The 20,530-nt window shown below is 67.9% G+C and carries 17 protein-coding genes and 2 pseudogenes; 9 read left to right on the top strand and 10 right to left on the bottom strand.

The window, feature by feature from the left end:
* Window positions 1-49: 49 nt before the first annotated feature.
* Window positions 50-1,792 (bottom strand): VanW family protein, encoded by a 1,743-nt coding sequence (locus tag EII34_RS06190; RefSeq protein ID WP_124844004.1) that lies wholly within the window; start codon window positions 1,790-1,792, stop codon window positions 50-52.
* Window positions 1,793-1,906: 114 nt separating this feature from the next.
* Here EII34_RS06190 and EII34_RS06185 point away from each other — a divergent pair, with 114 nt between their 5' ends.
* On the top strand, window positions 1,907-3,115 hold the full coding sequence (locus tag EII34_RS06185) for an MFS transporter (protein ID WP_124844002.1): 1,209 nt from the start codon (window positions 1,907-1,909) through the stop codon (window positions 3,113-3,115).
* Window positions 3,116-3,118: 3 nt separating this feature from the next.
* On the opposite strand, the gene sppA is transcribed toward EII34_RS06185, so the two are convergent.
* The 5 genes from sppA to EII34_RS06160 form a co-directional block, all read right to left on the bottom strand.
* Window positions 3,119-4,807, bottom strand: a complete 1,689-nt coding sequence (sppA, locus tag EII34_RS06180; RefSeq protein ID WP_124844000.1) for a signal peptide peptidase SppA — start codon at window positions 4,805-4,807, stop codon at window positions 3,119-3,121.
* A gap of 40 nt (window positions 4,808-4,847) precedes the next feature.
* Window positions 4,848-6,902 carry a transketolase gene (tkt, locus tag EII34_RS06175; RefSeq protein WP_124843998.1) on the bottom strand — a complete coding sequence of 685 codons (2,055 nt, stop codon included), beginning with the start codon at window positions 6,900-6,902 and terminating at the stop codon, window positions 4,848-4,850.
* A gap of 88 nt (window positions 6,903-6,990) precedes the next feature.
* On the bottom strand, window positions 6,991-7,188 hold the full coding sequence (locus EII34_RS06170; protein ID WP_124843996.1) for a hypothetical protein: 198 nt from the start codon (window positions 7,186-7,188) through the stop codon (window positions 6,991-6,993).
* 13 nt (window positions 7,189-7,201) lie between these two features.
* Window positions 7,202-7,696 (bottom strand): phosphoribosyltransferase, encoded by a 495-nt coding sequence (locus tag EII34_RS06165; protein WP_124843994.1) that lies wholly within the window; start codon window positions 7,694-7,696, stop codon window positions 7,202-7,204.
* A 10-nt stretch (window positions 7,697-7,706) separates the two neighbouring features.
* The gene (locus EII34_RS06160) at window positions 7,707-8,204 is read right to left on the bottom strand and encodes a GNAT family N-acetyltransferase (protein WP_124843992.1); all 498 of its coding nucleotides are present in this window, start codon (window positions 8,202-8,204) and stop codon (window positions 7,707-7,709) included.
* Window positions 8,205-8,234: 30 nt separating this feature from the next.
* On the opposite strand from EII34_RS06160, the gene EII34_RS06155 reads away from it, so the two are divergent.
* From EII34_RS06155 to EII34_RS06135, 5 genes and pseudogenes are all read left to right on the top strand, one after another.
* Window positions 8,235-9,071: an aldose epimerase family protein gene (locus tag EII34_RS06155; protein ID WP_124843990.1), complete on the top strand. Its 837-nt coding sequence runs from the start codon at window positions 8,235-8,237 to the stop codon at window positions 9,069-9,071.
* Window positions 9,072-9,142: 71 nt separating this feature from the next.
* Window positions 9,143-9,304: pseudogene (locus EII34_RS06150) on the top strand (sugar kinase); the annotation flags it as partial.
* Window positions 9,305-9,315: 11 nt separating this feature from the next.
* Window positions 9,316-10,187 (top strand): annotated as a pseudogene (locus EII34_RS06145) (MFS transporter).
* Window positions 10,188-10,269: 82 nt separating this feature from the next.
* Window positions 10,270-12,798: a DEAD/DEAH box helicase gene (locus EII34_RS06140; RefSeq protein WP_395858073.1), complete on the top strand. Its 2,529-nt coding sequence runs from the start codon at window positions 10,270-10,272 to the stop codon at window positions 12,796-12,798.
* A gap of 118 nt (window positions 12,799-12,916) precedes the next feature.
* Window positions 12,917-13,426, top strand: coding sequence for a hypothetical protein (locus EII34_RS06135; protein WP_124843986.1), 510 nt, complete (start codon window positions 12,917-12,919; stop codon window positions 13,424-13,426).
* A gap of 133 nt (window positions 13,427-13,559) precedes the next feature.
* Here EII34_RS06135 and EII34_RS06130 read toward each other — a convergent pair whose 3' ends face one another.
* From EII34_RS06130 to EII34_RS06120, 3 genes are read right to left on the bottom strand one after another with little or no spacing between them, the layout of a single operon-like run.
* Window positions 13,560-13,952: an NUDIX hydrolase gene (locus EII34_RS06130; RefSeq protein WP_124843984.1), complete on the bottom strand. Its 393-nt coding sequence runs from the start codon at window positions 13,950-13,952 to the stop codon at window positions 13,560-13,562.
* Entirely contained in the window at window positions 13,949-15,259 is a 1,311-nt protein-coding gene (locus EII34_RS06125; protein WP_124843982.1) for a chromate transporter, read from the bottom strand. The genes EII34_RS06130 and EII34_RS06125 overlap by 4 nt, the downstream gene beginning before the upstream one ends.
* Before the next feature lie 29 nt (window positions 15,260-15,288).
* Window positions 15,289-15,732: a GNAT family N-acetyltransferase gene (locus tag EII34_RS06120; RefSeq protein ID WP_185711204.1), complete on the bottom strand. Its 444-nt coding sequence runs from the start codon at window positions 15,730-15,732 to the stop codon at window positions 15,289-15,291.
* Window positions 15,733-15,862: 130 nt separating this feature from the next.
* Here EII34_RS06120 and EII34_RS06115 point away from each other — a divergent pair, with 130 nt between their 5' ends.
* From EII34_RS06115 to EII34_RS06105, 3 genes are all read left to right on the top strand, one after another.
* Window positions 15,863-16,417: a hypothetical protein gene (locus tag EII34_RS06115; RefSeq protein ID WP_124843978.1), complete on the top strand. Its 555-nt coding sequence runs from the start codon at window positions 15,863-15,865 to the stop codon at window positions 16,415-16,417.
* Window positions 16,418-16,508: 91 nt separating this feature from the next.
* Window positions 16,509-17,243, top strand: a complete 735-nt coding sequence (locus tag EII34_RS06110; RefSeq protein ID WP_124843976.1) for a hypothetical protein — start codon at window positions 16,509-16,511, stop codon at window positions 17,241-17,243.
* A gap of 52 nt (window positions 17,244-17,295) precedes the next feature.
* A complete protein-coding gene (locus tag EII34_RS06105) occupies window positions 17,296-19,044 on the top strand; it encodes a DEAD/DEAH box helicase (RefSeq protein ID WP_124843974.1) in 1,749 nt (582 codons plus the stop codon).
* Window positions 19,045-19,046: 2 nt separating this feature from the next.
* Here the strand turns inward: EII34_RS06105 and EII34_RS06100 are convergent, their stop codons facing one another.
* Window positions 19,047-20,450, bottom strand: a complete 1,404-nt coding sequence (locus tag EII34_RS06100) for an NAD(P)H-quinone dehydrogenase (protein ID WP_221620212.1) — start codon at window positions 20,448-20,450, stop codon at window positions 19,047-19,049.
* Window positions 20,451-20,530: the final 80 nt, after the last annotated feature.

The following is a 20,530-nucleotide window of genomic DNA, read 5'->3' as shown; positions in this document are numbered from 1 at the left end:
GTGTCAACCGGTGGAAACCAGCCACAGCACCTGGACGGGGATGACCAGCTCAGTTCTCCCCCGGCTCCGGGTTCTTGGGGGCGCAGGAGATCTTGTCACCCGCCGAGTACTTCCAGGTGTAGTTCTCCGTCTTGGCGACCTCCCCGTCCTTGTAGAACAGCCGCTGCCAGGTCGCCGTGAAGCCCTGGATCGGTGACTGGGGTTTGCAGTCCGGGGTGTCCAGCACCCGTTCCCTGCCGTAGTAGTAGTCGGACTTCACGGGCTCGGAGGACTCCACCTTGTCCCAGGTGGGGATGGAGTGGATCCTGAAGGTGACGCTGCCCTTGCTGCCGGAGGAGGAAGGACTGATGAATCCCTCGATGTAGGCCGGGTACTCGGTGTTGTTCTTGAAGGACATGTCGAGGGCCCCGTACACGACGGTGGCCTCACGCCCCACCGGGTAGCGGTCGAAGTAGAGGCTGTGCGGTTTGTGTTCGATGTCCTCGTAGCCCGCGAAGAACCCCGCGTTGTACAAGGTGGTGGCCGCCTGGGAGACCCCGCCCCCCAGGTCCTTGACCAGGACACCGTCCTTGATCATGTACCCCTCGGTGAAACCGTTCGCCGCGGTCCGCTCACCCAGGGTGCCGTTGAGGCTGAAGGTCTCCCCCGGCATCAGCACGGTGCCGTTGACCAGTTCGGCGGCCCGCCCGATGTTGGTGTTGCGGTAGGGGGCGTGCGGATAGCTGGTGGTGAACTCACCGATCACCTGGGTGGGCTTGAGCCGCTCGGCATCCACCGTGGCGAACTCCGCGGGTCCCTGGACCACCTCGACGTTGACGCTCCGGGCCTCACCACTCTTCGTCGCGGCCTCCTTGACCCCGGCGGCCAGGCCATCCACGTCGACCTGCTGACCGTCCTCGGAGGGCACCACCTGGATGCTCCCGTCGACCATCGTGTACGAGGCGTTCTTGCCCACCTGGAGGCCGAGTTCCGCCCGGGCCTCACTGGTGAGTTCGAACAGCTTCTTGGGGTCGAGGTGGGGTACCAGCCTGTCCCCCTCGACCCCGAAGGTGGTTGCCCCGGCGATGTGCTCGGGGGCCACGGCGAAGGTACCGTTGTCGCCGACCGTGACCTGGACGGGGCCGCTGAGAGCCGGTTCCGCGAAATCGGCGACGGCCTGGTCCACCATGGCGGTCGTCACTGCAGGGGCCTCATGGACCAACGTCACGGTGACCTTCTGCTGCCCCTGGCGGAAGGCCTCGCTGACGGCCTTCGCCGTCGCCTCGACGTCGAGGACCGAGGAGTCCTCGGACTCGGTGCGCACGATCTGCCCACCCTCGAAACCGAGCGTGGCCTCCGCACCGGCCTTCAGGAAGGTGCCCGAGCTGTTCTCCAACTCGGACCTCAGGGCCTGCTCGTCGACCGCCAGGACCAGCTTCGACTCCCCGCCCCCGAACAGCGTCTTGGCGATGTCCAGTGGATTCCAGCTGGCCCCACCACCGGCCTCGGTGACACTGGCTGCCCAGTCGACGCTCAACCCACTGCTCTCGGGGTCGAGGCTCACCTCGTTGCCGGCGTCGTCGGTGAGGGTGATCGGTTCGGTGTGACGCCCGGCCAGTTCTGAGCGAAGTTTCTCCTCGGCCTCGGCGGGACTCAGCCCTCCGATGGCCACCCCTGCGACGTTGGCATTGGCCGGCACCTTGTCCCCCGCTGCGAAGTGCGCCGCCACATAACCACCGCCCAGGAGCACCACCAACCCAACTCCGCCACCGATCAGCCACTTGCGGGCGGATCCCGACTTCTTCTCGGTCATGCATCTCCTTGCAACATCAACTACACGCGGGGAACACAGCGCACCCAATGGTACGCGAGTAGGCTTGCAGGTTGTTCAGATGACGATTTCAAGGTTTCAGGAGGACTGCCGGGGATGAACCTGCGCAACAGGCTGCGTGCGACGGGACTGCCACGCAGCGTATGGGTGCTGGCGGTCACGAACTTCCTGGTCGCCATCGGATTCGGTGTGGTCATCCCCGTTCTCGGCCCCTTCGCCCGCACCTTCGGCGCCACCAACTTCCAGCTCGGACTCGTTGTCTCGATGTTCGCCCTGATGCGGCTGGTCACGGCCCCGTTGGCCACCCGGATCTCCCGACGCATCGGGGAACGCAATGCCATCACCCTCGGCATGGTCATCGTCGCCACCACGACCTTCGGGGTGGCGATGGCACCCGACCTGTGGTGGATGATCATCGTGCGGGCTCTCGGCGGGATCGGGTCGGTCACCTTCACCATCGCCGCGTTCAACCTGATGATCGCCACCACGCCACAACAACTCCGTGGACGTGCCGCCGGGCTCAACCAGGGCGGTTTCCTGCTCGGGAACATGACCGGACCGGCCCTCGGAGGACTGCTCGGGGCGATCTCGCTGCAGGCCCCGTTCCACTTCTACTCCGTGATGCTCCTGCTCTCGGGCCTGGTCGCGTTCCTCCTGCTGCCCGCCCGGGCGACCCCCCTGCCCAGCACGGCCAAGCAACCGCGCCCCTTCAAGGAGGTGCTGCAGGACATCCGCTACCAGGCCGCCTGCGTCATGGGATTCGCCCAGGGGTGGCAGTCCATCGGGGTCCGTTCGGCACTGATCCCGGTCATGATCACCGAGATCCACCACAAGGACACCGGCTGGGCGGGCATCGCCTTCGCCGTCGCCGCCCTGGTGCAGACCTTGGCTCTCACTCCCGCCGGGCTCGCCACGGATCGGATCGGGCGCCGACCCGTGATGGTGACCACAGGTCTGTTGTGCGGCATCGCAACCTTCGCCATGCCCTTCTCACCCAATGTGTGGGTGCTCATCCTACTGCTGTGCCTGTACGGGATCGGGGGTTCGATGCTCGGCACGGCACCCACGGCCGCCGTCGGTGACGCCACCCAGGGACGTGGCGGCGCCCCCGTCGCCGTCTACTCCATGATCCTGGACCTCGGGGCCATCATCGGCCCTCTGGCGGTCGGAGCGATCGTCGATCACGCCGGCCACGCCGTCGGTTTCGCGGTCGGCGGTTGCATCTTCCTGCTCGGAGCCCTCGTCGCCTTCCTGATCCCCGAGGAACTGGACCGCTCCTCGCTGATCCAGGGCTCCCGGGGCTGATCATCACCTCAGGTGGAAACGCCAGGGCAGGGCCAACGCACCCTCGACGTGGAGGCCGACGTGAGTGGCGAGACCGAGCCAGGACTGCTCGATCCCCGGCCAGATGGTGCGGGTGGACCCGGCCCGGTGCTCACTGGAACGGGCGGGGATGACCTTCTCCAGCAGTGACCCCGTCCCGATGCGTTCCGCTGTTGCCTGATCCGGGTCGAGATCGGCCAGGGCGCAGGCTCGACGCCAGGCCAGGTTCCATCCGCCCAGGTGATCCACCAGGCCCCGTTCCTTCGCGTCGGCGCCGGTCCACACCCGCCCCTTCGCGAGGGTCTCCATCTCCTCCACGGACATCCCCCGGTCCTCAGCGGCAAGGCCCACGAAGGTGTCGTAGATCCGGTCCAGTTCCCGGTTCAGTCGCTCCCAGTCCTCGGTGGTGAACTCGGTGGCCGGGCTCATCATCCCGGCGACGGCACCGATCCGCACCGGCTCACGGGTGATCCCGAGCAGTTCGTGGAGACGTCGGGTGACGAACTTCCCCGCCACGACCCCGATGGATCCGGTCAAGGTGGTGGGCAGGGCCACGATCTCGTCGCACGGCATCGAGACGTAGTAGCCACCGGATCCGGCGACCTGACCCATGCGGGCCACCACGGGACGACCCGACTCACGGACCCGTACCACGCTGCGCCGGATGAAGTCGGAGGCGACGGCGGACCCCCCGGGGCTGTCGACGTCGAACAGCACGGCCTTGATGTCGTCGTCACGGAGCACGGCCCGGAAGTGCTCGTCCACGAGGTCCGATCCCACGGTCTCACCACCGAGGGGGGATCGTCCGCCACGTCCGGTGACGATGCCTCCTCGCAGTGAGATCACGGCCACCTTGGCACGCCCACGGTTGCAGAGCCTCCGGATGCCCTGCGAGCGGCCCTGGTGTCGGGAGACGAACAGCAGCTGGTCGGGTTCGGCCTCCCACTCCTGCAGCAGGGTGGCGTAGACCTGGTCCCGGTAGGCCACCTGATCGACCAGCCCGGCCTGAAGGGCCTGATCCGCGGTCAGTGGCGAGGAGTTGACCGCATCCCAGACCTGCTGGGAGTCCAGGCCGCGCCGCGTGGCGATGGTCGCCACCGCGTCGTCGACGATGGACTGCGCGATGCGCGTGACCATCGCGCGGTTCGCCTCACTCACCTCGTCGGCGGCGAACTGGTCGGCGGCGGTCTTGTACTCGTGGCGCTGGCCGAACTGGGGGTCGATCCCCACCTTGTCCAGCATTCCCTTGAGCAGGGTGATCTGGACCTCCAGACCACCGATGCAGAGCTCACCGGTCGGTTGGACGAAGACCCGCTGACAGGCCGTGGCCAGCTTGTACAGGCCGAGCGCATTGCCCAGCTCACCGAACGACTCGCCCCAGGCAGCGGTCGGTTTGGCCTGGGCGAACTCGTGCAGCACCTCACCGATCTCGTCCAGGACCTGCAGCGGTTGGCCGCAATCGGCGACGTGGACGATCAGTCCCGCCACCCGGGGATCGGTCGCCGCATCATGCAGGGTCTCCCGTAGGGAACCCATCGAGGTCGCCCCGACCACCTGCAGCATCTGGAGGGGGTTACGAGGAAAGGTCTCCAGGACGCCACGGGCCAGATCGAGCTCCAGCACGATGCGACGGGTGGGGCGGGCCAGCTTGCCGAGCAGATTCTTGAGCGCCATGCCCCCACACTACCCAGCAGTCGGACCGCCCCGGACGATGTCACAGCACGCCGCGTGCCACCTTCACGACGTTGTCGACGGTGAAGCCGAACTCCTCGAAGCAGCGCGCACCCGACGCCGAGGCCCCGAAGTGCTCGATGCTGACCGAGGCCCCCTTGGCACCGACGTACTTCGCCCAGCCCATCGCGATGCCGGCCTCGATGGAGACCCGGGCCGTCACCGCGGCGGGCAGCACCTGCTCCCGGTACTCCTCGTCCTGCTGGTCGAACCATTCCTGACAGGGCATGGAGACCACTCGTGTCGGGACTCCTTCGGACTCCAGCCTCGCCGCTGCGTCGATGGCCAGTGCCACCTCCGAGCCGGAGGCGATGAGGATGAGCCGAGGGCTCTCGGAGGCCTCCTTGAGGATGTAGGCACCGGAGGCCACCCCGTCGGCCAGGGCGAACTCAGCGCCGCGGGCCACCGTGCGCAGGTCCTGACGGGACAGGATGATGGCAGCCGGATGATCGGTGCGGCGCAGGATCTCGCCCCACGCGACGGCGGTCTCGTTGGCATCGGCCGGGCGCACCACGTCGAAGTTCGGGATGGCTCGCAGTGAGGCCAGGTGCTCGATGGGCTGATGGGTGGGGCCATCCTCCCCGACGCCGATCGAGTCGTGGGTCCACACGAAGATCGACGGCACCCCCATCAGGGCGGCGAGTCGGGCCGGTGGCCGCATGTAGTCGGCGAACACCAGGAAGGTGCCGCAGTAGGCACGGGTCAGTCCGGACAGGTTGATCCCATTGACGATCCCACCCATCGCGTGCTCACGGATCCCGAAGTGGAGGGTGCGGCCGTACTCGTTGCCCGACCAGTCGTGGGTCTGTCGGTTCTCCGGCAGGAAGCTCGGCTGTCCCTTCATCGTCGTGTTGTTGGAACCGGCGAGATCGGCGGACCCGCCCCACAGCTCGGGCAGCTGCGGGGCCAGGGCGGCCAGCACCTCCCCGGAGGCCTTGCGGGTGGACATCTTCCCCTCGTCGAAGACGGGCAGGGTGAGGTCCTCGGGCAACCTGCGGGCACGGGCCCGGTCGAGGAGAGCCGCACGCTGCGGATTCGCCGCACGCCAGGCCTGGTACCTCTCGTCCCATGCCTCGCGGGCGGCCTTGCCTCGGGAGGCGGCGTTGGCCCGGGTCTTCTCGACGAGGTCCAGGTCGATGGCGAAGGGCTCCGGGTCGAAGCCGAGCCTCTCCTTGAGCTGGGCGATCTCGTCGGCACCGATCTTGTTGCCGTGGACGTCGTGGGAGCCGGCCTTGTTCGGCAGCGGCCACCCGATGATCGTGTTCAGCTTGATGATCGACGGGCGGTCGGTGACCTGCTTGGCCTTCTCGATGGCCTGTGACAGCGCGTCGAGGTCCTCCACGTACTCGCTGCCACCGTTGGTCCAGTCGACCTCCTGGGTGTGCCAGCCGTAGGCCGCGTGGCGGGCCAGCACGTCCTCGGTGAAGGAGATGTTGATGTCACCCTCGATGGTGATGCGGTTGGCGTCGTAGATGACGATGAGGTTCCCGAGGTTCTGGGTGGCGGCCAGTGACGCGGCCTCCGAGGCCACCCCTTCCTGCAGGCAGCCGTCACCGACGATGCAGTAGACGAAGTGGTCGAAGATCGATTCCCCCCGTGGCGCGTCGGGGTCGAACAGACCGCGCTCACGACGGGCCGCCATCGCCATGCCGACGGCGTTGCTGATCCCGGCCCCGAGCGGCCCGGTGGTGCACTCGACGAACCTGGTGTGCCCGTACTCGGGGTGACCCGCGCACTTGGAACCCCAGGTGCGCAGCGACTTCAGGTCGTCCAGCTCGAGGTCGCAGCCCGCCAGGTAGAGCTGGCAGTACTGGGTCAAGGAGGCGTGCCCGACCGACAGCACGAATCGGTCCCTGCCGATCCAGGTGTCGTCGGTCACGTCGAGGTTCATGACCTTCTGGTAGAGCAGATAGGCCACGGGGGCCAGGGAGATCGGGGTGCCGGGGTGGCCGTTGCCCACCTTCTCCACGGCGTCGGCGGCAAGGATGCGGGCGGTGTCAACCGCTCGGGCGTCCAGTTCGGTCCAGTCGAGGGTCATGTCTCTTCCTAATGAGTACCGGTGTTGGGCTGCTGCGCCCGGGGACAGGTTACCTGAGTGTTAGCGCAAACACTCCGGTGGGGTCAGGTCAGAAATCGGTGATGCTGATGGTGGGCCCGTCGAACGGGGTGAGGGTTGCCGGATCCACGATCACCTCCGGCTCCTCGGTCACCACCTCAGGAGTGCTGCCCGGCTGGACGGGACGGATGTCCTCGCCGAGCGCCTCCATCACGAGGCGCCGGATCTCGGATCCGCCGTCAGGGTCATGGGTTCGGATCTCGGCCATGCCGTTCCTCCCTTCAGGTCAGTGGGGGTTTGTCCGACCAGGGGAAGACGATCCACTGGTCGGTTCGTTTCCAGCAGTAGTCGGGTTCGACGATGGTGGAGGGCTTCGTGTAGAGCACCGCGCTGCGCACGTCGGCACCGAAACCACGCAGCAGCTTGACCACCAGCGACAGGGTGCGGCCCGAGTCGGCGACGTCATCAACCACGAGCAGTTGCCTGCCAGCGATCGACTCGGTGTCGAGCATGGGCGCGAGCAGCACCGGGTCCGGCAGTGTCTCCTCCACATCGGTGTAGAACTCGACGTTGATGGCATCGGTGAGCTTGATGCCCAACCGATAGGTCAGCACCCCGGCAGGAATCATCCCGCCGCGTGCGATGGCGATGACGACGCTGGGCCGGAACCCCGACCCGTGCACCTGCTGGGCCAGTTCATCCGCCGCCCGCCCCAACCCGTCCCAGGTCAGGATCTCCTTGCCCTCGGTGTCCGAGGCATCCGCGTGATAGGCCATGCGTGGAATGTTAACGGAAGTGGTGGGTGACGAAGATGATGTCGAGCCAACGACCGAACTTCCGCCCCACTTCGCGCAGCACACCGGACTCCTGGAAACCCATCCGGGCGTGGAAGGCGCGGGAGGCCTCGTTGTCCGCGTCCAGCACCCCGATCATGACGTGGACCCCACGTCCACGGGCGTGGTCGAGCAGTGCCCCCAGAAGCATGCGTCCCGCTCCGGCCGAGCGGTGCCCGTCGGCCACGTACACGGAGTGTTCGACGGTGTGCAGGTAGCCCTGCTTGTCCCGGAAGGGGCCGTAGCTGGCGTACCCGGTGACCACACCGTCGCTCTCCACCACCAGCACCGGGAAGTCCTGACTGCGGAGCCTCTCGAACCACGCGATCCGGTCCTCGACGGTGACCGGTTCCAGATCGTACGAGGCGGTGGTGGCCACCCCCGCCTCGTTGTAGATCTCGGCGATACGGGGCAGGTCGTCGAGGACGGCGGAACGGATGGTCACGGCCATGCCCGCCATCCTAGGGATAGGCTCCTGCCCATGGCCACCGAGGAGGACCTGCGCCGGGCAGGACTGCGCATCATCACCGACGACGACGCCACGGGCAGTGCCCTCGACTACGGGGCGACGGTCCTGTCCTGGGCCCCACGAGGCGGTGAGGAGGTGCTGTTCCTCAGTCGGGACGCCCTGGTCGGGGTGGGCGACGAGATCCACGGTGGCGTGCCCGTGTGTTCACCGTGGTTCGGAAGCGGTCGCGCCGAGGTGACCGTTCCGCACGGCCACGGTCTGGTGCGTTGGGTGCCGTGGCGGCTCACCGACCAGGGCCCGGGGCACCTGGCGTGGGAGCTCACCCAGCAGGAGGTGATCCACCTGCCCGGCGCGGACCGCTACCCGTCGGACCTGCTCCACCGGCTGGAGGCCCGGTTCGGCGAATCCCTCGAGATCACGCTCACCGTCACCTCCCCCACGTCCGCTGTCATCCTCGACCAGGCCCTGCACACCTACCTGCGGGTCGACGACGTGACACAGTGCCGGATCGAGGGCCTGGCAGGTGCCCCCTTCCGCGACTTCGCCACGGATGCCACCTTGGCTGTGGAGCACGAACCACTGCGTCTCGGCGCCCATGTGGACCGGGTCTACCGGCACGACGGTCCCGTCACCCTGGCAGACGGCGGGCGTCGGGTCCGGATCTCCCAGGAGGGCGGGGCGAGTGTGGTGGTGTGGAACCCGGGTCCGGAGCTGCGTTTCCCCGGCCTCGCCCCGGACGAGTGGCGGTCGATGGTGTGCATCGAGGTCGGCAACGTGCAGGACCGGGCGGTGACCGTGCCCGCCGGGGGGAGCCACACCCTCCGGCTGCGGATCACGGTCGATGACTGAGCACCCGTGTGGCCTTCGTGACGGGCATCACGACCGCACTCACGCCACAGACCCAGAAGGTCATCACCCACTTCGTCGCCGCCACACTCCACGGCTTCCTCGGTGGGGATGTCAGTCAGGGCATCAGCTACGGCCTGCGCGTGTCCAAGTACGCGCTGACCCATCACGGTGACCTGACCCACATCACCCCGTCGGAACTCGCCATTCCCACCACCACCGACATCATCCGATGAGCGAGACGACCATGACCACTTCATCCACACCTCGTCCCACGACGAGTGAACTCATCGACTCCCGCCCCCTGACGGGACATCAGAAGAACCTCATCGCCCTGGTCATCGTGGCCAACATCTCCGAGTTCTTCGACTTGCTCCTCATCGGCTTCGTCGTCTCGCTGCTGACCAAGCCGTGGAACCTCACCGGTTTCGAGGCCGCCTGGATCCTCGGTGCCTCCGGGGCGGGGACCGTGCTGGGCGCGATCCTGTGGGGGCCCTGGCGGACCGCATCGGACGACGTGCCTCCTTCTTCTGGTGCGTGGTGCTGTTCACCGTCTTCACCGCACTCACCCTCCTGACCCCCGACCGGGGGTGGATCATGCTGGCGATCCTCCGGGTCATCGTCGGGGCCGGGGTGGGTGGCCTGAACATCACCTCCATCCCGTACGTGCAGGAATTCGTCCCGGCGAGACGTCGTGGGTTGCTGGCCGGCCTGGCCTCGGTGTTCATCCCGATCGGTCTGCTGCTCGGCGCCCAGGCCCAGCTGTGGTTCGGGGAGACCATCGGCTGGCGCGGCCTGATCGCTCTCGGTGCCCTCCCGATCCTGCTGCTGCTGTGGCTGCGGACGGTGCCCGAGTCCCCGCGCTTCCTGCAGTCCCGGGGACGGGACGACGAGGCCCGTTCCACCGGCCTCGGGCTCGGCTACGGCATCGGTGCCACGGCGAAGATCATCGGTCCCTTCCTCATGGGTGCCCTGATCGGTGGTGACGCCATCAAGCAGAACGTGACCCGGGACGCGGTGCCACCTGCGTTCTTCCTGTTCGCGGTGCTGCTCGTGGTCGGCGGGATCATCTATCTCCTCGCGAAGGAGACCCGCAACGTCGCCCTCGAGAAGATCTGAGCGGTTCTGCACCGGGCGGTGGGTCCCGGTTCCGGCCGGGACCCACCGCCCGGTTCGGGGTGAGAGAATCGGGAGCGCGATGATGAGACTGACGAGCCTGATGCCTGCCGAGCCGACCCCGGATGCCCTGTTCGACGCGTTGACCACGTGGACCGCCGAGCAGGGGATCTCCCTGTACCCGCACCAGGAGGAGTCCCTGTTGGCGATCCTGGCCGGGGACCACGCCATCGTGACCACACCGACCGGGTCGGGCAAGTCACTGATCGCCCTGGGGGCGCACCTCGCGGCCTTCGCCGAGGGCGGACGGACCTACTACACCGCCCCCATCAAGGCCTTGGTGAACGAGAAGTTCTTCGCCCTGTGCGATGCCTTCGGTGCCGACAACGTCGGCATGGTGACCGGGGATGCCTCGGTCAACCCGGAGGCTCCCATCATCTGCTGCACCGCGGAGATCCTGGCCAACCTGGCGCTCCGGGAGGGGCGTGAGGCCGAGGTCTCCCAGGTCGTGATGGATGAGTTCCACTTCCTGGCCGAACCGGAACGGGGCTGGGCCTGGCAGGTACCGCTCGTGGAGCTGCCCCAGGCCCAGTTCGTCATCATGTCGGCCACCCTGGGCGATGTCACCGAGCTGGCGGCCGACCTGACACGACGGACGGGACGCGAGACCGCGGTCATCGGCGGGGTCAGCCGGCCGGTGCCCCTGACCTACCGGTGGGCGCTCACCCCGATCCACGAAACCATCGCCGAGATCGTGGAGACCCACCAGGCCCCGGTCTACATCGTCCACGCCACCCAGGGTGCGGCGGTGGATCAGGCGACGGCGCTGCTGAGCCAGGGCGTGGTGCGCAAGGCCTCGGCCGCGGTGCCCGCCGAGCTGAAGGAGGCGCTGCAGGGTTTTCCCTTCGCCGGGGGCTTCGGGCAGACCCTGGCCAAGCTGCTGCGCGGCGGGATCGGGGTGCATCACGCCGGGATGCTGCCGAGGTACCGTCGGCTGGTGGAGCAGCTGGCGCAGCGCGGCCTGCTGGCGGTGATCTGCGGCACCGACACCCTGGGGGTGGGGATCAACGTCCCGATCCGCACGGTGTTGTTCAGTGCGTTGACGAAGTTCGACGGGAGACGCTCGCGGGTGCTGCGCAGCCGTGAGTTCCACCAGATCGCGGGTCGGGCCGGACGGGCAGGGTTCGACACCCTGGGCAACGTCGTCGCCCAGGCCCCGGAGCACGAGGTGGAGAACGCCCGCATCCTGGCGAAGTTCGCAGGGGACGAGAAGAAGCTGCGCTCGGTGAGGCGCAGGAAGCCGCCGGAGGGGTTCGTCAACTACACGGAGGCGACGTTCACCAAGCTGGTGGATTCCACCCCGGAGTCGTTGCACGCCCGGATGCGGATCAGTCATTCGCTGCTGCTCAACCTGCTGCAGCGCGACGAGGAGACCAGCGTCGCGGTGGCCCGGCTGGTGGATTCCACCAAGGTGGAGGGCAAGACCAGGCGGGCGCTGCTGCGTCGCGCGGTGCAGCTGGGCCGTTCCCTGCTCCGGGCCGGTGTGGTGACCCGGCTTGCCGAGCCCACCCCGGGTGGACGACGCCACGAGTTGAACGTCGACCTGCAGCGGGACTTCGCCTTGAACCAGCCGCTGTCGGCCTTCGCCCTGGCGGTGATCGACACCTTGGACCCCACCTCCCCGGAGTACGCCCTGGATGTGGTCTCGGTCATCGAATCCACCCTGGAGGACCCCAGGGTGTTGCTGCTGGCGCAGCAGTTCAAGGCCCGGGGCGAGGCGGTGGCCGAGATGAAGGCCGATGGCTGGGACTACGAGGAGCGGATGGAGGCGCTGGAGGAGGTGACCTGGCCGCAGCCGTTGGCCGAGCTGCTGGAGCAGGCCCACCTGGAGTACTCGGCCCTGCACCCGTGGTTGGCAGAGACCCCGGTCAACCCGAAGTCGGTGGTGCGTGACATGTACCTGCAGGGGATGACCTTCGGCGAGTACGTCGCCCACTACAAGCTGCAGCGCACCGAGGGCTTGCTGCTGCGCTACCTGACCGATGCCTACCGGGCGCTTCGGCAGACCGTGCCCGAGTCGTTGCGCACCGAGGAGTTGAACGACCTGATCGACTGGCTGGGGGCCTCCACCCGGCTGGTGGACTCCTCGCTGCTGGACGAGTGGAACGAGCTCGCCGAGCTGGCCGGGGTGGTCGTCGAGCAGCGCCTCGAGACGACAGCCCCGGCCCGTCCGGTCACCGGTAATGAGCGGGCCTTCAGGGTGATGGTGCGCAACGCGATGTGGCGTCGCGTGGAACTGTGCGCCGATGACGACGTGGATGCGCTGGCCGCACTGACCAGCGGGGACCCGATGACCAGGCAGCGCTGGGATGACGCCCTGGCTGACTACTGGGACGAGCACGAGGACATCGGGGTGGGCTCAGATGCCAGGGGACCTGCCTTCTTCGTCGTGGAGACCCGTCGGGGTGGGAGGCTGTGGGAGGTACGCCAGATTCTCGACGACCCGGCGGGCAACCGGGACTGGTCGATACTGGCCACCGTCGATCTGGACGAGTGCGACGAGGCGGGTGAGCTGGTGCTGAGGACCCTGGACTTCAGCCGTCTCGACGGGTGAGAGGGTGCGCGGCGGTTCTGGCTCCGTACCCGGTGTGAGAGCCCAGCTTCGCCAGAGCACACCCAAGGGTGTTATTCACGTCCTGAACCTCCGCTCGACCATCGCCTACGATTGGAGCATGTCTGCTGGGGATTCATCTCCATATCCGAGTTGGCTCCGGCTGTGCGCCTACGGTGCGTTCGCTGCGGTCATTCCCTCCGCGCTGTGGCGGGTGCTCATGATCATCGGGCTACTCCCGGGGACTGCCGAGTTGCGCGAGTTCGAGCTTGCAGGAGATCCGGCGCTCCGCTACGCCTACGTCGTTGGCCTCTCAGTCATGCAACTCGCGACCGGCTACCTTGCCGTCGGGTTGGTGCGGCCGTGGGGCACCACTCTCTTCGGGAGGCAGGTTCCGCCGATCCTTCCCCTCGTGTTGGGCACCGCGGGTGGGGTAGCGGTGACCTGGATCTTCAACATCTCGATGGTGGCTGCCATCGCTCAAGGCAGTCGGCCTGACGCCGGTCTTGTCTCGGGATGGCCGCTGGTCATCATGGTCTGGTGTTATCTACCAATCCTGCTGTGGGGCCCGTTGGTTGTCGCGTCGTCGTGGGGCCACTGGCACCATCGTCGAACCGCGCCCATCGCCTGAGTGAAATGAGCAGAAGGACAGATGCCTCTGCCCCGAAGGTTTGATTGATTGGGCACACCCACCTGCACAACCTGCTGTCACTGCATCCGGGCTGTCTCCCTGCGACGGTGCTGTCGTGGCACCCCGAGACCTTTCACAACAGGTGCCGGATGCGGTGGGTGAACAGCGGGGACCAGTTCGCCTCCACGATGCGCGGATCGACGAACCGGGCCTCAGCGATCTCGGCGCGGGGCTCGGGTAGCTCTGTCAGGGGCTCCGGGTGGCGGAGGATGTCGGCCACCACGACGTGGCCGGGTTCGTTGGCGGCCTCGGCGCGGACCCGGCCCAGCCAGGTGAGTTCCTCCGGGGCGATGTGCAGGCCCAGTTCCTCGTCCAGCTCCCTGGCAGCACACTGTGCGGGTGTTTCTCCCGGTTCCGGTTTCCCACCGGGGTTGAGGAGGCGCTGGGTGCCGCGTTTGCGCACCATGAGCACCTGCCCTGCGGCATTGGTGAGGATGACGGCGCTGACGTGAATCTCCGGGGTCATGCCGGGGCTCCTGATCCGAGCAGGGCGAGCAGCAGGGTGGATGTGGTTCCGGCCAGCAGCAACAGGGCGACATCGTTGGCCCGGAAGCGTCGTTGCACCACCTGGAGCAGCATCACACCGAGGGGAACGGCCCAGGCCACCGTCGCCGTCGGTGCCCCGACGCTGGTGGCGGTGTCGATGCAACCGAGCCACAGGGAGCAGGAGGTGGTGCACAGCAGGCCGCAGATCACGGGCAGAATCCAGAGGCTGAGTGCCGTGGCGAACCGGGACTCCTTGATCCGGTCGAAGAACGCCATGACGAACAGGGCGACGGCGGCGCAGGCGCTGATGGCCGCCGCGAAGGCGAGTGCGGCCATGGCCAGACCGGTCCCGATCCCGCCCGCGGCGGTGCCGGTGGCATACCCCATGCCGGAGACGAGCTTGACCAGGATCGGTCCGGGCAGGGCGTTCGCGATCGGGACGAGCTGGTGGTAGAAGACGTCGGCATCGACCAGACCGGGGACCACGAAGAAGCCGTCGGCGACGGCGATGTAGGCGGCCCCACCGCCGAAGGAGGACAGCGTCGAGGCCACCACGAGTCCCATGAACCGCAAGCCGCCGGGGATGAGGAGTGCTCCTGCCACGAGGCAACCCAGGCTGATCCCCGTCAGCACGGATGCCGTGGTGAGGCTGCCTGGTTCCGTGGTCTGCTGTCTCGGGGGTGCCTCCGGGTCGTGACGTCGTGCCCGCCAGGCGGTGATCCCGATGGCGGCCAGGGCGACGACGATGAGCTGGAAGGTCGTCAGATGGGGTGCCTCGATGCTGACCTCGGCCCCGAGGAGCCGGGCGATCAGTGTGAACAGTCGTCCTGCGCCAGTGGCGAGGAAACACACCAGGGTGAGCCCGATGAAGGTCCTGGCGCGTCCGCTCCTGCGGATCACCCCGATGACGTAACCGGCCACGACCAGGAGGATGAACAGTGAGACGCCGAAGGCCGCGTACTCGATCCATCGGATCGCGGCCTCCCCCAGCCAGGTGAAGGCCAGGAGGATGAGCAGGGCGAGCAGTGCCCCCGGCAGTCCCATCGCGAATGCGGCGAGTGTGCTCGCCATCACCCCGGTGCCCACCCCGGCCAGGGCGGCCATCTTGACGGGGAAGGCCCCGGGGGTGAGGTTGGTCACGACGGTGTGGGTGCCGAAGGTGGCCTCGTCGACGACGTGGCCGCGTTCCACGAACTGCCGGTGCAGCACGGGGATGAGCACTGCACCTCCCCCGAAACCGATGAGTCCAACCGTCAGGGATGAGCGCACCACCGTGCCGATCCGCATCGTGCTCCTTTCCGCAGCGACAACCTATCTCACACGGGGCGGATCATGCTCCGGTGCGGGATGCCTGCCTCGAGGAACTCCTCACCGACGGCGCGGAAGCCGAACCGTTCGTAGAGGCCCACGACATCGCGCTGTGAGTGGATGACCACCGGTTCGTCCCGGAACTGCTCGAGGATCGCGGTGACGAGCCCTGTGGCCAGCCCTTCTCCCCGACGGGCGGCCCGCACCGCGACCCGTCCGAAACTGGCGACCGCTCCGTGCTCAGGCGTGGCCAGGCGCACCGATCGGGCGTATGCGACGATCCCTGCCGGACCGGCGACCCACCAGTGCCGGGTGTCCCGGGCCCGGTCGAGGTCGTCGAGATCGGCCACGGTGATCCGTTGCTCCAGATGGAAGACGAGTTCTCGCAGCTGTGCGATCTCGTAGAGCTCATCTGTGCTCAGCTCCCGAAACGGTCTCACCCGGATGGTCATGTGCCGTGCTCCTTCTCCCCGGACCATGCTACGAGGCGTTCCCGGAGCCGGGTCGTTGCCGCCCCTGCACAGGGATGTGTTCCTGAAGTAGCCTTGCACCAGGTGTGACATCAGCGCAGAAAGGTCCCTCATGAACGAGCATCACCCCCCTGGCATGCAACCCGCCCAGCAGCCGCAGCCGGGCCAGGTCCCGTACGGGCACGCCCAGTACGGCGGCCCCCCACCCCAGGGTCACTGGCAGATGACTCCCCCGGTGAAACCGCAACGTCCGGGAGGCGCGACCGGAGCCGGGGTGCTCGGCATCATCAGTGGCAGTCTCGGCCTCATCAAGGCAATCCTGCTCATCGTCACGACGGCGGTGCTCCAAAGTGGCGAGGTGATCGTCAACCTGAAGAACCCGGAGTTGGTGATTGCCCTGACCAACATCAACGGCTACGGCACGCTGGTCGCGGCAGTGGCGCTCCTGGTCAGCGGGATCACCTTCCTCAAGGGCAAGGGGCACGGTGTGTTGTTGGCGGCTGCCTGCGCCCAGGCCGCCCTGGTCATCCTCAGCCTGGTCATCGAGATCACGGCGGACACCCTGGCAAACCCGAGTGTGGTGCTGGGGCTCATCATCGGGGCCGGCCTCGCCGGGACCACCATCTTCCTCCTGCTCAGCCCGGATGTGCAACGCTGGAAGAAGTAGGACTGTTCCCCTGCGGTCACCCCGTGCGGGCAACAGGTTGGACCCGCTGCGTATCATCGAGGACAGACAGAGTTTTCAGGAGTGATGTCGGGTGTCCAGCGGTTTCTTCTTCATGATGATCCTGCTCGCGTTGGTGTTCTTCGCGATGCGGGGTCACCGCATGCTCGGCGGGGGTGGCGCTCCCCAGCAGCTGGCCGCCACTGGGTACCCTGCCCCGGGCCTGGAGCCCCGGATGACCGATGCTGCCCGGGCCTCCCTGGACGCCGACATCACCCGGTTCGGTGACGAACTGCGGGAGCTGGACCTGGACGTCGTCGGGTACGACCTCGACAAGGAGGCCCAGGCCAGGTACGCCGAGGCGCTGGATGCCTACGAGAACGCCAAGCAGGCCATGAACATGGCCCAGCTGGCCTCGGACGCCACGGCGGTGGCCCACATCCTGGAGGAGGGACGCTACGCCATGGCCTGTGTGCGGTCCGGGGCACGTGGTGAGCCGATGCCGGAGCGTCGTCCCCCCTGTTTCTTCGACCCGTCGCACGGCCCGTCCACCCGCAACGTGATGTGGACCCCCGACGGCGGGACCGCGCGCGAGGTCCCGGCCTGCGCCTTGGACGCGGCCCGGGTGACCTCGGGTGCCGCCCCGCACATCCGCATGGTGCAGCAGGGCTACCAGGCGGTGCCCTACTGGCAGGACCAGGGCCACGCCGCCTACGCCCGTGGCTATTACGAGCCCTACATGGGCGGCGGCCAGATGGTGGACGGCATGGTCAAGGGGGCACTGCTGTTCGGCGGTCTCTCCCTGTTCATGGGGCTGCTCGACGACTGACCGCCGTGGGTGCCACCAGGAGCCCAGGACCTCGGGTACTCTTGCTGGCCGTATGTCCTCCTCCGCCTTCGAACACCTGTCCCCCGCCTACCCGCAGCGCGCCGCCTGGGGGACTGCGCAGAGCCTGCGCGCCTGGCAGGTGGCGGCCCTGGAGCTCTACGAGCGGGACCAGCCCCGCGATTTCCTGTGCGTGGCCACACCGGGGGCCGGCAAGACCACCTTCGCGCTCAGGGTGGCCCACCAGCTGCTGCACACCCGCACGGTGCGCCGCATCGTCGTGGTGACCCCCACCGAGCACCTGAAGACACAGTGGGCGGATGCCGCCGCCCGGGTCGGCATCCACCTCGACCCAGGCAACGGGGGCACCCGGCGGGGTCGGTCCAAGCAGTTCGACGGCTCCGTGGTCACCTACGCCGGGGTGACGGTCCGGGCCCACGCCTACGAGGCCCTGTGCCATGACGTGAAGACCCTGGTGATCTTCGACGAGCTCCACCACGCGGGCGACGCGAAGAGCTGGGGCGATGGCATCAAGCAGGCCTTCAGCGCGGCGACCCGTCGTCTGGCGCTGACCGGCACCCCGTTCCGTTCCGATGACAACCCCATCCCGTTCGTCACCTACGAGGAGTCGGCCTCCGGGGTCAAGACCTCCCGGGCCGACTACACCTACGGCTACAAGGAGGCCCTGGCCGACCACGTGGTGCGCCCCGTGGTGTTCATGAACTACGGCGGCCAGATGAGGTGGCGGATGCGCTCCGGTGAGGTGCTGGACGCCGACCTCGGCTCGATGCTCACCAAGGACCTGACCGCCCACGCCTGGCGCACCGCCCTGTCCCCCACCGGGGAGTGGATCCCAGCCGTGCTGCGGGCCGCCGACCAACGGCTGACCCAGGTGCGCCGCACCCTGCCCGACGCCGGAGGCCTGGTGATAGCGACGAACCAGACCGTCGCCCGCGCCTACGCCAGACTGCTCACCGAGATCACCGGCACCACACCGACGGTGATCCTCTCCGACGACGCGTCGGCGGGGAAGCGGATCGAGGAGTTCTCGGCCTCCGAGGACCGCTGGATGGTGGCGGTGCGGATGGTCTCCGAGGGAGTGGACGTGCCCCGGCTGGCGGTCGGGGTCTACGCCACCTCCACCTCCACCCCACTGTTCTTCGCCCAGGCGGTGGGACGGTTCGTGCGTTCCCGCCGTCGCGGCGAGGTGGCCACCGTCTTCCTGCCGACCGTGCCGATCCTGCTGGCCCACGCCGCCACGCTGGAGCGGCAGCGCGACCACGTGCTGGGCCGTCCCAAGACCGAGGAGGGGGACCTGTGGGCCGAGACCGAGGCCCTGATCGAGGCGGCGAACCGCAGCGAAGGAGCAACCGACGACCTGCTGGGGGAGTTCGAGGCCCTGGACTCCCAGGCCACCTTCGACCACGTGCTGTTCGACTCCCAGGCCTTCGGGATGCACGCGGAACCGACCAGCCAGGACGAGCTGGACTACCTGGGGCTGCCCGGACTGCTGGAGCCCGACCAGGTGAGCGTGCTGCTGGCCGAGCGGCAGCGCCGCCAGATCCGCCGTCGAGAACGCAAGGACCCGAAGTCACAGCCCGAGGTGCCGCTCCACCGGGCGCTCGCCACCCAGCGCAAGGAGCTCAACTCCCTGGTCAGTCAGTTGGCCCGCATCGAGCAGCGCCCCCACAGCCACGTCCACGCCGACCTGCGGCGGGAATGTGGTGGCCCTCCCCTGGCCCAGGCCACCACCGAGCAGGTGGCCGAACGGATCGCCCAGGCCAGGAAGTGGCTGCGCCGCTGATCTCAGAAGCTGTCCATGTCCGCATGGTGCGTGTGGAGACGACGTGAGGCCTCGGCCAGCGAACCGGACAGCGACGGATAGACGGTGAAGCTGGAACTGAACTCATCGACGGTGACCCGGGTCCGAACCGCCACCGACACCGAGTGGATCAGCTCCGAGGCGTTGGGGGCCACGACCACCCCACCGATGATGATGCCCGTGGTGGGCAGGCAGAACAGCTTGACGAAACCATCGGTGAAACCCTGCATCTTGGCGCGGGGATTGGAGGCCAGGGGCAGCAGCACGGAGGCCACCCGGACGGAGCCTGCATCCACCTGCCGCTGCGTGACCCCGACGGTGGCGATCTCGGGTGAGGTGAACACGTTGGCCGAGACGTTGCGCAGGTTCAGTGGGGCGACGGCGTCGCCGAGGCAGTGGTACATGGCGATGCGTCCCTGCATCGCGGCGACCGAGGCCAGCGCGAAGACCCCGGTGACGTCCCCGGCGGCGTAGATGTTGCGCACCGAGGTGCGGGAGACCTTGTCGACGACGACGTGGCCCGACGCGGTCAGCTCCACCCCGACCTCGCCCAGGCCGAGCCCGTGGGTGTTCGGCACGGAACCCACCGCCATGAGGCAGTGTGAACCGTGCACCTCGCGACCATCCGCGAGGGTCACCACGACGCCGTCGCCCTCGGTGCGGGCCGCCACGGCGCGGGACCGGCTCATCACCTCCATGCCGCGGTCGGTGAAGGCACGCTGCAGCACGTGAGCGGCATCGGGATCCTCACCGGGTAGCACCTGGTCGCGGGAACTGACCAGCACCACCTCGGCGCCCAGCGCATCGTAGGCCGAGGCGAACTCCGCGCCGGTGACGCCGGAACCCACGACGATGAGACGGCTCGGCAGTTCGACGAGGTCGTAGAGCTGTTTCCAGTTGAGCACCCGGTGGCCGTCACAGGGAGCATCCGGCAGTTCGCGAGGGGTGGTCCCGGTGGCCACCAGGATGACATCGGCCTCGAGCCGTTGCTCGCTCTTCCCCTCCTGCACGACGACGGTGGTGCGGCCGTCGAGACGGGCCGTGCCGCGGAGCAGTGTGACCCCCTCGTGGGTGAGTCGACCCGCGATGTCGCGGGACTGCGCGGTGGCCAGGTTGCGCACCCGATGGTTCAGCTCGGCCAGGTTCACCTCGACGACATTGGTGGCGTCGTTGCCCGGGAAGTGCAGCCCCAGGTTTCCGGCCCGCTCCATCGTGCTCATCACCTCGGCGGCCGCGATGAGGGTCTTGGAGGGCACGCAGTCGGTGAGCACCGCCGCCCCACCCAGCCCGTCACGTTCGATGAGGGTCACCTCCCCACCCAGCTGTGCTGCCACGAGGGCGGCCTCGTAGCCACCCGGACCTCCGCCGATGATCGCAACCTTTGCCACGCGTTCATCTTGGCACACCATGTCTCGTCGCCGCGCATCGTTGCGACATGTCGTCGCAGCTGGTGCGGCCTCGTGGTTGC

The organism is Arachnia propionica, assembly GCF_003859805.1.
Classification (GTDB): domain Bacteria; phylum Actinomycetota; class Actinomycetes; order Propionibacteriales; family Propionibacteriaceae; genus Arachnia; species Arachnia propionica_C.
The sequence above is the reverse complement of the archived record's forward strand: the minus strand, read 5'-3'. Positions and strand labels throughout refer to the sequence as shown.

What these genes read in the sequence shown, in the direction of transcription:
- EII34_RS06190 (WP_124844004.1), bottom strand. Translation starts at nt 1,792, where the DNA reads ATGACCGAGAAGAAGTCGGGATCCGCCCGCAAGTGGCTGATCGGTGGC.
- EII34_RS06185 (WP_124844002.1), top strand. Translation starts at nt 1,907, where the DNA reads ATGAACCTGCGCAACAGGCTGCGTGCGACGGGACTGCCACGCAGCGTA.
- sppA (WP_124844000.1), bottom strand. Translation starts at nt 4,807, where the DNA reads ATGGCGCTCAAGAATCTGCTCGGCAAGCTGGCCCGCCCCACCCGTCGC.
- tkt (WP_124843998.1), bottom strand. Translation starts at nt 6,902, where the DNA reads ATGACCCTCGACTGGACCGAACTGGACGCCCGAGCGGTTGACACCGCC.
- EII34_RS06170 (WP_124843996.1), bottom strand. Translation starts at nt 7,188, where the DNA reads ATGGCCGAGATCCGAACCCATGACCCTGACGGCGGATCCGAGATCCGG.
- EII34_RS06165 (WP_124843994.1), bottom strand. Translation starts at nt 7,696, where the DNA reads ATGGCCTATCACGCGGATGCCTCGGACACCGAGGGCAAGGAGATCCTG.
- EII34_RS06160 (WP_124843992.1), bottom strand. Translation starts at nt 8,204, where the DNA reads ATGGCCGTGACCATCCGTTCCGCCGTCCTCGACGACCTGCCCCGTATC.
- EII34_RS06155 (WP_124843990.1), top strand. Translation starts at nt 8,235, where the DNA reads ATGGCCACCGAGGAGGACCTGCGCCGGGCAGGACTGCGCATCATCACC.
- EII34_RS06140 (WP_395858073.1), top strand. Translation starts at nt 10,270, where the DNA reads ATGAGACTGACGAGCCTGATGCCTGCCGAGCCGACCCCGGATGCCCTG.
- EII34_RS06135 (WP_124843986.1), top strand. Translation starts at nt 12,917, where the DNA reads ATGTCTGCTGGGGATTCATCTCCATATCCGAGTTGGCTCCGGCTGTGC.
- EII34_RS06130 (WP_124843984.1), bottom strand. Translation starts at nt 13,952, where the DNA reads ATGACCCCGGAGATTCACGTCAGCGCCGTCATCCTCACCAATGCCGCA.
- EII34_RS06125 (WP_124843982.1), bottom strand. Translation starts at nt 15,259, where the DNA reads ATGCGGATCGGCACGGTGGTGCGCTCATCCCTGACGGTTGGACTCATC.
- EII34_RS06120 (WP_185711204.1), bottom strand. Translation starts at nt 15,732, where the DNA reads ATGACCATCCGGGTGAGACCGTTTCGGGAGCTGAGCACAGATGAGCTC.
- EII34_RS06115 (WP_124843978.1), top strand. Translation starts at nt 15,863, where the DNA reads ATGAACGAGCATCACCCCCCTGGCATGCAACCCGCCCAGCAGCCGCAG.
- EII34_RS06105 (WP_124843974.1), top strand. Translation starts at nt 17,296, where the DNA reads ATGTCCTCCTCCGCCTTCGAACACCTGTCCCCCGCCTACCCGCAGCGC.